Source organism: Anabaena sp. CCY 9613, from assembly GCF_963920895.1.
In the GTDB taxonomy this organism is placed as follows: domain Bacteria; phylum Cyanobacteriota; class Cyanobacteriia; order Cyanobacteriales; family Nostocaceae; genus Cyanocohniella.
In genome coordinates, this window is the sequence record NZ_CAWUDE010000021.1 from 68,952 (window position 1) to 83,228 (window position 14,277).

The 14,277-nt window shown below is 41.6% G+C and carries 13 protein-coding genes; 10 read left to right on the top strand and 3 right to left on the bottom strand.

The genetic code is table 11. The features are described from left to right. Window positions 1–248: 248 nt before the first annotated feature. From ACM0OT_RS20695 to ACM0OT_RS20730, 8 genes are all read left to right on the top strand, one after another. A complete protein-coding gene (locus tag ACM0OT_RS20695; protein WP_414566281.1) occupies window positions 249–488 on the top strand; it encodes a response regulator in 240 nt (79 codons plus the stop codon). A 512-nt stretch (window positions 489–1,000) separates the two neighbouring features. Beyond that, on the top strand, window positions 1,001–2,335 hold the full coding sequence (argJ, locus tag ACM0OT_RS20700; RefSeq protein WP_414566282.1) for a bifunctional ornithine acetyltransferase/N-acetylglutamate synthase: 1,335 nt from the start codon (window positions 1,001–1,003) through the stop codon (window positions 2,333–2,335). A gap of 599 nt (window positions 2,336–2,934) precedes the next feature. After that, window positions 2,935–4,101, top strand: a complete 1,167-nt coding sequence (gene hemH, locus ACM0OT_RS20705) for a ferrochelatase (RefSeq protein ID WP_414566283.1) — start codon at window positions 2,935–2,937, stop codon at window positions 4,099–4,101. Between the two features lie 166 nt (window positions 4,102–4,267). Next, window positions 4,268–5,182, top strand: a complete 915-nt coding sequence (locus tag ACM0OT_RS20710; protein WP_414566284.1) for a DUF1338 domain-containing protein — start codon at window positions 4,268–4,270, stop codon at window positions 5,180–5,182. A 267-nt stretch (window positions 5,183–5,449) separates the two neighbouring features. Further along, entirely contained in the window at window positions 5,450–6,877 is a 1,428-nt protein-coding gene (lpdA, locus tag ACM0OT_RS20715; RefSeq protein WP_414566285.1) for a dihydrolipoyl dehydrogenase, read from the top strand. A gap of 83 nt (window positions 6,878–6,960) precedes the next feature. Continuing rightward, a complete protein-coding gene (trpC, locus tag ACM0OT_RS20720) occupies window positions 6,961–7,872 on the top strand; it encodes an indole-3-glycerol phosphate synthase TrpC (RefSeq protein WP_414566286.1) in 912 nt (303 codons plus the stop codon). 89 nt (window positions 7,873–7,961) lie between these two features. Beyond that, a complete protein-coding gene (locus ACM0OT_RS20725) occupies window positions 7,962–8,210 on the top strand; it encodes a DUF5340 domain-containing protein (RefSeq protein WP_414566287.1) in 249 nt (82 codons plus the stop codon). Between the two features lie 473 nt (window positions 8,211–8,683). After that, window positions 8,684–9,838 (top strand): pyridoxal-phosphate-dependent aminotransferase family protein, encoded by a 1,155-nt coding sequence (locus tag ACM0OT_RS20730; RefSeq protein WP_414566288.1) that lies wholly within the window; start codon window positions 8,684–8,686, stop codon window positions 9,836–9,838. A 336-nt stretch (window positions 9,839–10,174) separates the two neighbouring features. Here the strand turns inward: ACM0OT_RS20730 and ACM0OT_RS20735 are convergent, their stop codons facing one another. Both ACM0OT_RS20735 and ACM0OT_RS20740 read right to left on the bottom strand, forming a co-directional pair. Further along, window positions 10,175–10,366 carry a DUF2949 domain-containing protein gene (locus ACM0OT_RS20735; RefSeq protein WP_414544760.1) on the bottom strand — a complete coding sequence of 64 codons (192 nt, stop codon included), beginning with the start codon at window positions 10,364–10,366 and terminating at the stop codon, window positions 10,175–10,177. A gap of 518 nt (window positions 10,367–10,884) precedes the next feature. Continuing rightward, window positions 10,885–11,415, bottom strand: coding sequence for a DUF192 domain-containing protein (locus ACM0OT_RS20740; RefSeq protein WP_414566289.1), 531 nt, complete (start codon window positions 11,413–11,415; stop codon window positions 10,885–10,887). A gap of 308 nt (window positions 11,416–11,723) precedes the next feature. On the opposite strand from ACM0OT_RS20740, the gene ACM0OT_RS20745 reads away from it, so the two are divergent. Beyond that, window positions 11,724–12,356, top strand: coding sequence for a CAP domain-containing protein (locus ACM0OT_RS20745; protein ID WP_414566290.1), 633 nt, complete (start codon window positions 11,724–11,726; stop codon window positions 12,354–12,356). Between the two features lie 27 nt (window positions 12,357–12,383). Beyond that, entirely contained in the window at window positions 12,384–13,223 is an 840-nt protein-coding gene (locus ACM0OT_RS20750) for an alpha/beta fold hydrolase (RefSeq protein WP_414566291.1), read from the top strand. Between the two features lie 64 nt (window positions 13,224–13,287). Here the strand turns inward: ACM0OT_RS20750 and nadC are convergent, their stop codons facing one another. Continuing rightward, window positions 13,288–14,151: a carboxylating nicotinate-nucleotide diphosphorylase gene (nadC, locus tag ACM0OT_RS20755; RefSeq protein WP_414566292.1), complete on the bottom strand. Its 864-nt coding sequence runs from the start codon at window positions 14,149–14,151 to the stop codon at window positions 13,288–13,290. Between the last annotated feature and the right edge of the window lie 126 nt (window positions 14,152–14,277).

Consider the following 14,277-nt stretch of genomic DNA (forward strand, 5'->3'; position numbering starts at 1 on the left):
CTATTATGATAGCATTAGTTAAAATGCTATCTATATCTCTATGTACTTATTTTTACTGTAAACTTGGGTTTTAATATAATCTTTTATGAATACAAATGAATCTTACTTGTAGGACTTGTTAAAGAATGTGTGAACAATTGATATGGTGTAGTGTGAAATTTATTTCAGCAGATGTTTTGTGAATAGTAAAGATTTACTGCAAAAATTTAGTCGGATTTTATATTGCAGTTTGTAGTTGGATAGGTCGAATGAAAATTTTGCTAGTTGAGGATGAAGAAGTTTTAGCGAGTGTATTGTTAAAGTCTCTTACCAAGCAACATTATGTTGTTGATATGGTTCAAGATGGACAAATGGGTTGGGAGTATACTCAAGCTACAGAATACGGCTTGATGATCACAGATGTGGGACTGCCAAAACATAGATGGGATTACCTTTTACCTTTTGTGAGCGATTGCGTTCTAGCGGCTGTACCACTCCTATGTTACTGATGACAGCGAAAGATGCTCAGAGCCTGGGGTCGTGGGGAATTTGTAGTGGGTATATCTGGGTTGACAAAAGTGGAAGTGAACGATCAATCGCCTGAGTAATATTTTAACTACCCTCCGTCAGCAAATCTTCACCACTCCCGATGGCGATCGCTTCTGGGTAGGATGTAAGTTAGCTGTGGTTGAGTATCCCAGTCATGGGCTAACCATACAATCTTTCTACCAAGCCGCATCTAAGAATTTTCACTTAAGTAATGACCGGGAAATTTCTTAACAATATTTATACAAAAAAATAAATAATGGGTATTACTCCTCATGGCAAAAATGCTATACTGTGCTAAGTAGATGCACCCTGATGATCTGGAGAGCTGCCCATGTGGCTCTCCTTATTTCATGCACAGTATTTTTACTGTCCAGTCAGTAGTTATGAATAACTAAAAACTAACCACTAATTAATGAGTAAAGACTTGGTATAATCGCCAGTCAAGCAGCTCAAAGTTGTGGGGAAAATAAAAATGGCAGACTGGCAAGAAATCACAGGTGGAGTGACAGCTCCTAGAGGATATCGGGCAGCGGGAATTACAGCAGGACTCAAACCTTCAGGATTACCCGATTTAGCATTAATTTGGTCAGAAGCAGAGGCCATCGCAGCTGGTGTATTTACCACTAGCCAAGTTAAAGCCGCCTGTGTAGATTATTGTCGTCAACGCTTGCAAGCTAAACATAGCGCTCGTGCGATTCTCTGTAATGCCGGACAAGCCAACGCCTCCACAGGTATTCAAGGTGTTCGTGATGCTCAAGAAAGTGCCGAATTATTAGCGCAGGAGTTGAGTATTTCCCCTGAATCTATTTTGTTAGCGTCTACGGGCGTGATTGGTCAACGGATCAAAATGGATGCTTTACGTAGTGGCATTCCCAAACTAGTAGCAGCCCTTTCGGAAACAGGTTCAGATGCGGCGGCTGGGGCAATTATCACCACAGACTTGGTGACAAAATCTATTGCTTTAGAGACAACCATAGGCGATGCCTCCGGCGGGCTGCGCCAACGCCCAGTCCGCATTGGTGGTATTGCCAAAGGTTCAGGGATGATTCATCCCAACATGGCGACTATGCTGGCATTTGTGACTTGTGATGCCGCAGTTTCATCTCACCTGTGGCAACAGATGTTAAGTAGAGCCGCTGATAAAAGTTTCAATTCCATTACCGTTGATGGTGATACCAGCACCAATGATAGTTTAATCGCCCTGGCTAATGGTCAATCTCGCACCCCGGCAATTACGGAAATGGGGGCAGAAGCCGAGAAATTAGAAGCCATGTTAACAGCAGTGTGTCAGCATTTAGCCAAGGCGATCGCTCGTGATGGCGAAGGTGCAACCTGCTTAATTGAAGTGCAAGTAACTGGAACTCAGGATGAAGTTTCCGCTCGTCAAATCGCTAAAACCATTGCAGGTTCATCTTTAGTGAAGTCTGCAATTTTTGGACGTGACCCTAACTGGGGAAGAATTGCGGCAGCTGCTGGACGCGCAGGTGTACTTTTTGAGCAAGATAACCTGCAAATTAAGTTAGGAGATTTTTTACTGTTAGAGAATGGTCAACCTTTACCCTTTGATCGGGCAGCGGCGAGTGCATATTTGAAAAAAATTGCGGCTGAATCTTCTTTACCTCAAGATTTTGTGGCCACTAATCATAGTAATGATTTGTCTGTTGATAGAAGTATTATTCAGGCTCAACGAATTGATAATCCAGTGATTATTGCCGTTAATGTTGGCAATGGTCATGGTTTTGGTAAAGCCTGGGGTTGTGACTTGAGTTATGACTATGTGAAGATTAACGCCGAATACACTACTTGAGGGACTTCCAAAGAATAGATTATAGGCGTTACGCAAATAATATTTGTTGTCTTCCCCCTGCTCCTTGATCCCCTGCCTACCCCACCTATGGGATATTTTTTTAGTTAGAAGCCCCTCAGGATATCCGCATACCACAGAAATACGGAGAGTGCAGAGAGGAAATCAATGCGGCGAATATGTGTAGTAGGAGCAAGTGGTGCTAGTAAAACAACGTTGGCGAGGCAAATTTATCAATGTCTCGCTATTTATCCTTTGTTATTTTCAGAAACTAAATATACCTAATATAGAAATTGTGCATTTAAGATCGCCTGCATCTGCACAAAAATGGTGATCGATTTGGCATCCAAAATAAGTCTTAGACCTGATCCTGAGAATTAATGATTAAGTTTTGTAAAGTTAGAGGTCGTAAATGGACTTCACAATTTACAGTTAAGGCTGTTAATTGCGCGATCGCATGATCCAGGGACTGATATCGGTAACTTTAAGTCCTGAAAATTGTTGCCATTTCATCTTTCCTGACTATATAAGCTTTATATTTAATAAAGATATATTGTTAACATTAGTAAAAAACCTGAAAAGATTGGGGGAAAGTAACTGCTATGAGTCGTGTAGGCGTCTTATTACTCAATCTCGGTGGACCCGATAAGCTAGACGATGTCGGGCCGTTTTTGTATAACCTATTTTCCGATCCGGAAATTATTCGCCTACCATTTCGCTGGTTGCAAAAACCCTTAGCCTGGTTTATTGCCTCACGGAGAGTTAAAACCTCTCAAAAAAACTATAAGCAAATCGGTGGCGGTTCGCCACTACGGCGAATCACAGAAGCTCAAGGAGAAGCCCTCAAAGAACAATTAAGTAATTTAGGACAAGAAGCTAATATCTATGTGGGAATGCGTTATTGGCATCCCTATACAGAAGAAGCGATCGCTCAAATTACTCAAGATAATATCGAACACCTAGTAATTCTGCCACTGTACCCCCAATTTTCCATTAGTACTAGTGGTTCTAGCTTTCGACTGTTAGAAAAACTTTGGCAAGAAAATCCTGAACTTCAGCCCATTGATTATACTGTCATTCCATCTTGGTACAAAGAACCAGGTTATCTCCAGGCAATGGCAGAACTAATCGCTCAAGAACTCGATCAATGTCCCAATCCCAATGAGGCGCACATTTTCTTCAGCGCTCATGGTGTTCCCAAAAGCTATGTCGAAGAAGCAGGCGACCCTTATCAGCAGGAAATTGAAGAATGTACTGCTTTAATTATGCAGACCCTCAATCGACCCAATGAGCATACTTTGGCTTACCAAAGTCGTGTGGGCCCTGTAGAATGGCTCCAACCGTACACTGAAGATGCACTCAAAGAACTAGGTGCAAAAGGTGTAAAAGATTTAGTAGTTGTACCTATCAGTTTTGTTTCAGAACATATTGAGACACTACAAGAAATCGATATAGAATATCGGGAAATAGCAGAAGAATCCGGAATTCATAACTTTCGTCGCGCATCTGCTCCCAACACCCATCCGATATTTATTCAAGCATTAGCAAATTTGGTGCTGGATGCGCTGAAAAAACCCAATTTCCAGCTTTCCCAAGCTGCCCAAATCAAAAAAATGGTCAAGATGTACCCCCAAGAAAACTGGGAATGGGGTATGACGACTAGTGCTGAAGTTTGGAACGGTCGGATTGCTATGTTAGGCTTTATTGCTTTAATCATCGAATTAGTTACCGGTCAAGGGTTGCTGCACATGATTGGGTTATTACATTAAATCCTGCCTTTAATCTTTGGTTGATCTAAGTAAAAAAAACTTAAACCCTATCTTTTGCTAGTAGAGATGTAGGGCAAAGTATTATTTGCAATAGCTTTTTGAAAATGTTATCAAAATAGGGAAAACAAAAACTTAATATTTGAAACTATATTAATCCCTACTCATTATGAATACCGAAATTGCTATTCATCTCTACTCATTACTTTGGCAAGAATACAGTGCCAGAGTCAACTATGCTCGCACCTATGAACAAATGATTACGAATGCGGGGGGAACTGTCGCTAACGACCATATTGCCTTTCGCTCTTTGCGTTTATTAGTCGATAGTCCACAGGGACACATTAATTTAGGTATTGAATACTTAGGACAAATAGCTGAAGCATTGGGTTACGTGGTAGCTGGAGAATATACTTTCGCGGCTACTCATCTTTATGCGCGTTATTATCGACATCAGCAAGCAGAATTGGACTTGCCTAAACTTTTTATTAGTGAATTAATTGTAGATGAGTTGCCTGGTAATATTGCCCAACTAATTTATCAAACAGTTACTTCTATTCCCCATGAACTCACTTCTCCCCTCACACTAATTAAACAATGTGAAAAAAACGATCCAAGTCTGGCTCCACAACTCGAACAAATCTTTACCCGCCCTTGGCAACCTCCCCGACGTTTAGTTGTGGAAGCGGTGAATCAGGTGAGTCAGTATGGTGCTTGGGTGCTGTTACATGGTTATGCTGTTAACCACTTTACAGGCTATGTGAATCGTCAAAACACACCAACATACCCAGATATAGATACTACTGCCCGTGGTTTAGCTAATTTGGGCGTACCCATGAAAGCAGAAATAGAAGGAGATATTACCTGTGGATTGCGTCAAACAGCTACTCAAGCAGTCACAGAAATGGTAACTGTCCTCGATGATAGCAATGGTAAAGAAATCCAAATTCCTTGGACTTATGCCTATTATGAAATTGCCCAGCGCTATATAGTAGAAACTGAACTAGGAAAACCAGCACTTTTTGATGCTTTTTTAGGTCAAAATGCTCAACAATTATTTGAAATGACTCGACGATCAAGGTGAAAACTTTACATTCCACATTAAGAATATAACCATTGACAAATTGTTATGAAAATACCCTTGATGCATTCAAGAGTAATTGACAAAATTTAGGTATAAGATAAAATTTGGTACATATTTTTTATTAGAATAGTAAAAAATAAACAACTTCGCCTGCGAGCGTAAAGCATAATATTTAATTTTGGTCTAGCAATACCCGCACTATCAAGGGGTTGCCTAGATTGTCTGTCAAGTTGAGAATAAATAGGCGAAGCACACGGGGAAACTAACGTGAGTCATGGATTTGATTACGATTTAGTCATTATAGGCGCGGGAGTAGGCGGACATGGAGCAGCCCTACACGCCGTCAGCTGCGGTCTAAAAACAGCGATTATCGAAGCAGCCGATATGGGGGGAACCTGTGTTAATCGGGGCTGCATTCCATCTAAAGCGCTGCTAGCAGCATCAGGACGTGTGCGGGAGTTACGTAATGCCCACCACCTCAAGTCCTTGGGAATTCAAGTCGGTAATGTGGAGTTTGATCGGCAAGCGATCGCCGATCACGCCGGTAATCTAGTCTCGAAAATTCAAGGCGACTTAACCAATAGCCTCAAACGTTTGGGAGTCGATATTATCAGGGGTTGGGGCAAAATTGCAGGAACGCAGAAAATTACTGTCACAGGTGATGGCGGTGAAAAAACCATCACAGCCAAAGACATTATCCTTTCCCCAGGTTCAGTACCCTTTATCCCTCCAGGCATTGAAGTAGACGGCAAAACCGTCTTTACCAGCGACCAAGGAGTGAAATTAGAATCTCTGCCAGAATGGGTAGCAATTATTGGCAGTGGTTACATCGGCTTAGAATTTTCCGATGTTTACTCGGCTTTGGGCTGTGAAATCACTATGATTGAAGCCCTAGACCAATTAATGCCAGGATTTGACCGCGATATCGCTAAATTAGCAGAAAGAGTACTAATTACACCCCGCGACATCGAAACTAAAGTAGGCATATACGCTAAAAAAGTTATTCCTGGTTCACCAGTGGTAATTGAATTAGCAGATTTCAAAACCAAAGAAGATCTAGATGTCATTGAAGTGGATGCTTGTTTAGTTGCCACAGGACGCATCCCAGCCACAAAAAACCTAGGTTTAGAATCTATAGGTGTAGAACTAGACCGACGGAACTTTATTCCAGTGGACGATGGCATGGCAGTACTTTCAGCCGGAGAACCAGTACCTCATGTGTGGGCAATTGGTGATGCCAACGGCAAAATGATGCTGGCACACGCCGCTTCTGCTCAAGGTATTATCGCCGTAGAAAATATCGTCGGGCGAACGCGCGTTGTTGACTATCGCAGTATCCCCGCAGCCGCATTTACCCACCCAGAAGTCAGCTATGTAGGTTTAACAGAAACAGCTGCCAAAGAATTGGGACAAACAGAAGGATTTGCAATAGCCACCAGCCGCAGTTACTTCAAAGGTAATTCCAAAGCCCTAGCGGAAAACGAAGCCGACGGCATAGCAAAAGTAATTTATCGCCAAGATACTGGTGAAGTCTTGGGTGTCCATATCTTCGGAATGCACGCCGCAGACTTAATTCATGAAGCATCAGCTGCCATCGCCAACCGTCAAACTGTACAAAACCTCGCTCATTTAGTACACGCCCATCCGACACTTTCCGAAGTGCTGGATGAAGCTTATAAACGAGCTGTTGTTTAAAGCGTAGGGAGTAGAGGTGCAAGGGTGAAAAACTTCTTAGCCTCTAGCCCCTAACCCCTAGCCTCTAACCTTTAGCCTCCACCATGCAAATCCGCCGCCGTTCCACAACCACAACTATTAATGTCTCCTTCTTACGCTACCAATCTGCTTTGCCAGATTCAGAACCCAATAACATCTTGGAAGAAATCGTTTGGCATAAGGAAATAGAAGTTGAGCAAATGCGGGAAAGGCGGCCTTTGAGGGAATTGCAAAAACAGGCAATGACAGCACCGCCTACTCGTGATTTTATTGCAGCCTTAAGGCAAGGTAAGACTAATCCAGCATTGATTGCTGAAGTCAAAAAAGCTTCCCCTAGTAAGGGAGTGTTACGAGAAGATTTTGACCCAGTAGCGATCGCTTTATCTTATCAACAAGGTGGTGCTAGTTGCCTTTCTGTTTTGACAGATGTCAAGTTTTTTCAAGGTGGTTTTGATAACTTAGCTAAGGTTCGTACTGCCGTAAATTTACCTTTACTGTGTAAGGATTTTATTATCTACCCTTACCAAATGTACTTAGCTCGGATTCAGGGTGCAGATGCCATTTTGTTAATTGCAGCAATTCTGAGTAATCAAGATTTACAATATTTCCTCAAAATTGTGAATGCCCTGAAAATGACAGCTTTAATTGAAGTCCATAGTTTGGCAGAACTTGACCGTGTACTAACTTTAGAGGGTGAATTTTTGGTAGGAATAAATAATCGTAATTTAGAAGACTTCTCGGTTGATCTCCAAACCACCTGTGATTTACTAGCAGCGCGAGGTAGTCAATTACAGGAACGCAATATTTTAGTGGTGAGTGAATCAGGATTACATACTCCAGATGATTTGCACTTAGTAAAACAAGCAGGAGTCAGTGCTGTACTGATCGGAGAATCTTTAGTGAAACAACCAGATCCCCAACAGGCGATCGCTAATCTCTTCTCTGAATCTTCATCTCCCGGTACACCAAAGCTCTAACCAAACACTGACTTATTGTGTAACAATTTTGGCAAGAGACTAAATTCTGATTCGTACAACATCCCAATTTGAAATCTTGTATTAACTACATGGAGCAAATTCCTTTACCTTCGCCGATCCATTACGAACTTTTACTTCAACTCTTAGAAAGACAAACTATGTCAGCCGTCAGTCAAAATCCTGATTTGCGGCATCAGGTAAATCAGCTAATTATTACTCTACGTAAAGCAGCAGTCCAACAAAAACAACTAGAAGAGAATTGCCAGTGTTCTTCTGTAGGAATAGATCACCGTTGGTCGATTAATCATCATGTAGGTCAAGTCGGTGCCTCCGATTGACACAGACAGCTAAACAATCCTATCAGCTTCATCTATTAGCATTACAGGGTGTCCTATTTCTCTATACCCAACTCGCCCCTATCCCCGTCCTGATAACTTGGACGGGAGAAAATTTTATAACTCATTGTACCTGTACCCCAATTTGTGAGATTCTAAATAAGCTCCACTAAAGAACTTAGACAAACTGGGTGAAAAACTTAATGTCCCGTTCCCATTAGCTTACAAAAGTCGCTACTCTACAATCAGACATCCTTTAGGTGTCAAGCGTCTGCTAAAACCAAAGTTTCAGATTAGTCGCAGTATCTACAAGTTGTAAAGGTCAAGCTGACCAGCATTTTAATGGTACTTCTACTAAGAATTTGGAGAATACGCCACTACCTTGGATGTATATGCAGGTAAATATCTAAAATTTGCCATCAGAATTTAACTATCCCCTAGAACTTTTAACTTTTATTGAATTTTAGGACACACACATGGACGATAAGCTGATGCTCATGATTCCTGGCCCTACACCAGTGCCAGAAGCCGCTTTACTGGCATTAGCCAAGCACCCCATTGGACACCGCACCAGTGAGTTTAGCAACATCATGGCGGAGGTGACAGAAAACCTCAAATGGTTGCATCAAACTCAAAATGATGTACTGATGCTCAATGTCAGCGGTACAGGTGCAGTAGAAGCCGGCATGATTAATTTTCTGTCTCCAGGCGATCGCATTTTAGTTGGTTCTAATGGTAAGTTCGGTGAACGCTGGGTAGAAATTGGTCAAGCATACGGTTTGAGTGTCGAAACCATTACTGCTGAATGGGGTAAACCTTTAGATACAGCACTATTTGCCGAAAAACTGCAAGCGGATACCCAAAAGCAAATCAAAGCCGTCATCATTACCCATAGCGAAACATCAACTGGGGTGTTAAACGATCTAGAAACCATCAACCGCCTTGTGAAAGAACATGGCCAAGCGTTGATTATTGTGGATGCAGTGACGAGTTTGGGTGCATTTAATTTGCCCATAGATGATTGGGGTTTAGATGTAGTCGCCTCTGGTTCCCAAAAAGGCTACATGATTCCCCCCGGACTAGGATTTGTCTGTGTCAGCCCCAAAGCTTGGGAAGCTTACAAAACTGCTAAATTACCCAAATATTATCTAGATTTAGGTAAATATCGCAAATCTACAGCCAAAAACACTACTCCGTTTACTCCACCCGTGAACTTGATTGTGTCTTTACACACCACACTCCGGATGATGAAAAATGAAGGCTTAGAGTCGATATTTTCCAGACACCAACGACACAAAAATGCTACCCGCGCCGCTATTAAAGGTTTGAATTTACCACTATTTGGCTCAGATGATTATGCCAGTCCAGCAATTACGGCTGTAGCTCCCCAAGGTATTGAAGCCGATAAAATTCGCTCGTTGATGAACAAGCGTTTTGATATTGCCTTAGCAGGTGGACAAGACCATTTGAAAAACAAAATTTTCCGCATTGGTCACTTGGGCTTTGTGAGCGATCGCGATATTCTAAGCTGTATAGCATCCTTAGAAGTTATTCTGGGCGAACTTGGTCATGACAACTTTGCTCCAGGTGCTGGTGTAGCAGCAGCAGCTAAAGTTTTTAATCAGTCATGAGTACTTATAAAAAGGATTAGTTCAGCTAACCGAATCTGCCAAGCAATGGCTATCTAAATTAAAAGAGCGAGTTACATAATTAACTCGCTCTCTTGATTTGTCTTTAAATGAGTAGAAACAGAACAGTCAATTCTCTGATTTACCAGCCTTAATGCAAGGCAGAGTGGACGTGACATATCTCAAGTCTCCTGCACGAGTACTTATTACTTCTACAAATGGGAACAACTATCACAACTGGACTGTTCAAAAGCTGATCTAGTAACTTTTTCTTGTGTCCTGTAATCAAAGTATTTGTCTTTAGCCATAGCGTACTAAAGGCTGTATGTCCAAAAATATTTATGCCGTTTCCAGCCAATCATAAATTTTTTCCAATTGTTCTAAAGTAATTAAGCCATATTGCCAAAGAATCATTGGTAATGGCCCTGGATCTTGCTCTCGATGCCGTAGGGCCACAGCAAGTGAAGCCGAAGAAATTGACAAATCTTCCTGTAAAAAATGAATCAATCGAGAATAAGTTGTTGGTGACATTTGTAACTCACCTCCTGGCAATAAATGTATTGTCGTATGGTTTAGCATTTTTCAGTAGTCCGCAGCTAATATTTCATGGGTAACTGGTAATTACCGGATAAACACGCTCACAAATTTGGCGAAAATTTCTCAAACAGACCGTTTTCATCGATAAAGCTGAGAAATTTTAACTTGGAAACACTCCAGGTTTGCTCCCATCTTCAGATACAAACTACTCAGGGCAAATTTGTTTCATGTTCTTGACTATGGTTTTTATTTAATTACACATTTGGTAACAAAGATGCCATAGCTAATAGTCCCCTATGAGCGTCCGTTTACACTTACGCCAAAAGGAATATTTTTGAGAACTAATGTGCCGAGATGTGATTGTACCTTGAAACAGCAGATTTTACTATGCTTGGCATCATCATAAATAGTAGCTGCACAATTTCCTTTTTTATACATACTTGATAGTTTTTTTACAAAAACCTCATTAATTCAGGATTTGCCGAAGCTCACAAAAAAAAGGTAACGCTTATTTATTTACGTATATTTCCCGCGTTTAAAAATTCAATTTTGACACGATCCCCATCTTGTAAATTTAATTCGGCAGCTCGTCCAGAACGCAATTCCATCACCATGTCAATGGGTACATTCGGCCCATAAGTGGGGCAAGGTTCACTTTTACAAGGAGGCGCAACAGCCTGAATGTACTTGACAACCCCGTTTTGCAAAAAAACCATATCCAAAGACACCGGGACATTTTTCATCCAAAAGCTCACTGGTTGTGCAGTCGGAAACTTAAATAGCATCCCGCGATTATCAGGTAACGCTGGTCGATACATCAAGCCTTTTGCCTGCTCTTCTGGTGTACGTGCCACTTCTAGTTGAATTTTTGTCCCATTAGTCACAGTTGCTACCGCAGAAATAGGTAATATTTGACCAGCATTTGCTGGCGTTTGAGCTTGGGAGTTGGGATTGTTGGTGAGAGATTTAGCTGTTGTCTGCATAGAGCAGCTGATGAGGGCAAAACTTAGCAATATCGGGAGTAATTTGAGCCAATGCATCACACAATTTTGGATTTTGTAATTTAGACTTCGATTTTACAGAATTTAAGTTAAAAAGCCCACGACGGATATTTATTTTTTCTCGCACGAGAATGATTTAAAGTTGGTAATTTTACTGTTATGGATCAAATATGATATTTTTATTTTTTTTAGTTTGTAGCTGATTGCGATCGCACTTCATAGTGATCGCACTGAATTGTCCATGATTACCTTGAGAACACAATCATCAGTCACCATACTTCTGAAAACTGTTATCCCTCCTGTGGAGTCTATATATATTGGCTGTTTGCTACCAACTTGTGAGGTTATCGATGAATTTTGGGAAATTATTACCAACGTTTTCTCAAACGGGTACTGAAAATTTACCACAGATGAATATCCTCTCGCCGTTGGAAAAACAAGTGATATTGGAAATGAACATAGTACGAATGAGTCCTGTGGCATACCTACCAATCCTGGAACATTGGAAACAGCAATTCCAAGGCCAACAAGTCAGAATATCCGATTATGTTTATTTGCAAACACAAGAAGGCGTGACAGCAGTTGATGAGGCGATCGCCTTTCTCAAGTCAGTCCCTCACGTGGGAGCATTAAATGTATCTCATGGTATGTCTTTAGGTGCTAGAGATCACGTCAAAGACCAAGGTGCAAAGGGCATTACAGGTCATAATGGTAGCGATGGCAGTGATCCCTTCACTCGCCTCAATCGTTACGGGAAATGGCAAATTACCGCAGGCGAGAACATTAGCTATGGTTCTAGCACAGCCCAAGATATTATTATGCAGTTAATTATTGATGACGGAGTACCATCACGCGGTCATCGTCACAATATATTTAACTCTGCTTTTAAAGTCACTGGTGTTGCTTTTGGGATTCATGCAACGTACAGGCAGATGTGCGTGATTACCTACGCTGGCGAATATATAGAAGGTCGATTGACTTAGCAGTTTTTATTCCCTCCCTCCACAAATATGTCTGAGAGTTCTACGAAACCTGCAAACCTCAACGTTTACATTCAAGGTCAAGGATTTCCCATTTTGGGTTTACACGGTCATCCTGGTTCTGGACGTAATCTTTCAGTATTTACTAACCACTTATCAAAACGCTACCAAACTTTTGCTCCTGATTTGCGTGGGTATGGCAAAAGCCGTTTTAATGGCAATTTTGCCATGTCTGACCATTTGAGTGATTTAGAAACACTACTAGACCGCTTTAAAATTGAAAAATGTCTCATATTAGGATGGTCACTGGGTGGTATTTTGGCAATGGAAATGGCATTGCGACTACCACAGCGAGTCACTGGTTTGATTTTGGTGGCCACAGCAGCCAGACCTAGGGGAAATCATCCTGCCGTTACTTGGCAAGATAATCTTTATACTGGCGTTGCCGGAATTTTAAATTATATCCAACCAAGTTGGCAGTGGAATATAGATACTTTTGGCAAGCGATCGCTCTTTCGTTATCTGATCCAACAACATACGCCCACTGCATATAACTATATAGCTCAAGAAGCAGCACAGGCTTATTTACAAACCTCGCCTGCGGCAACTCGCGCTCTTGATACTGCCCTCAGGGCGGGTTACAATCGACTGGCCGATTTACCGCAAATTAACTGCCCTAGTTTGGTGCTTGCTGGAGAACAAGACCGTCACATTACAGCTGAATCGAGTTTAGAAACGGCACGTCATCTCAAAAATACCCAGTGGCATTGTTACCCCAATACTGCCCATTTGTTTCCGTGGGAAATTCCCCAACAAGTACTGAGCGATATTGATAGTTGGTTAGATGAGCATCCACAAGCAATAGGATGATGCTAAATCTACGAAGATCAAACTAGGCGATCGCTGCCTAAAAAAGCTGGTAAAGTATCCAAAATTAACCAATTTTCATACTCACATCTAACCATTTTGACTGAGTAATCGGCGCACTACTAGATATATAGTCAACACCAGTCTCCGCTACAGCACGAATAGTCTCTAAGGTTACATTTCCTGAAGCCTCAATTTTGATGCCACTGTCCTGCTCGCGAATCAACAGTACTGCCTCCTGCATCATTTCCCTGGGCATATTATCCAACATAATAATGTCAGCCTTGTGCTGTAAAGCCTCCTCCACTTGTTTTAAAGTTTCCGTTTCTACCTCTATTGTCAAGGGATAAGGAATCTGCTCACGAATACAGGTAATAGCTGCTCCAATACCCCCAGCCGCGGCAATGTGATTATCCTTAATCATTACTGCATCATCTAATCCCATGCGGTGATTAATTGCCCCACCCACCGCAGTGGCATATTTTTCTAACAACCTCAGCCCTGGTGTAGTTTTGCGCGTATCAACCAACTGAGCAGGTAAATCAGCAATTTGCTCTACATATATATTAGTGAGCGTAGCAATCCCACTCAAACGCATCACCAAGTTAAGTGCTACCCGTTCTCCCATGAGCAGCGCATCTAGAGAACCATGAATTTCCGCTAATAGTTGTCCTGGCTGACATTTGCTACCTTCAGGCGCAACAGCCACAAAGCTAACTTTTTCATTTAAAAGCTGAAATACCCTAGCTGCGACTGGTATCCCAGCAACTACCCCACTAGCTTTGGCTACCCATTTAGCTGTTCCAGGTGTTGCATCTTCTATTAAAAGGCTATTTGTAGTGCGATCGCCACGACCAATATCCTCCAATAACCAGCCCCGTAGCAACGGATCTAGCACCAGCCAAGGTGGCAAAACACCAAACTTGCTCACAACTTAATTAGTCTCTTGTTTATTTACAAGAATACTATATCCTAAAACCCTTACTCCATAAGGATTTTACAAGGACTTTTAAAAAAGAAATGGCAAATTGAGAAAAAAGTAGTTGACAAAGAAGTG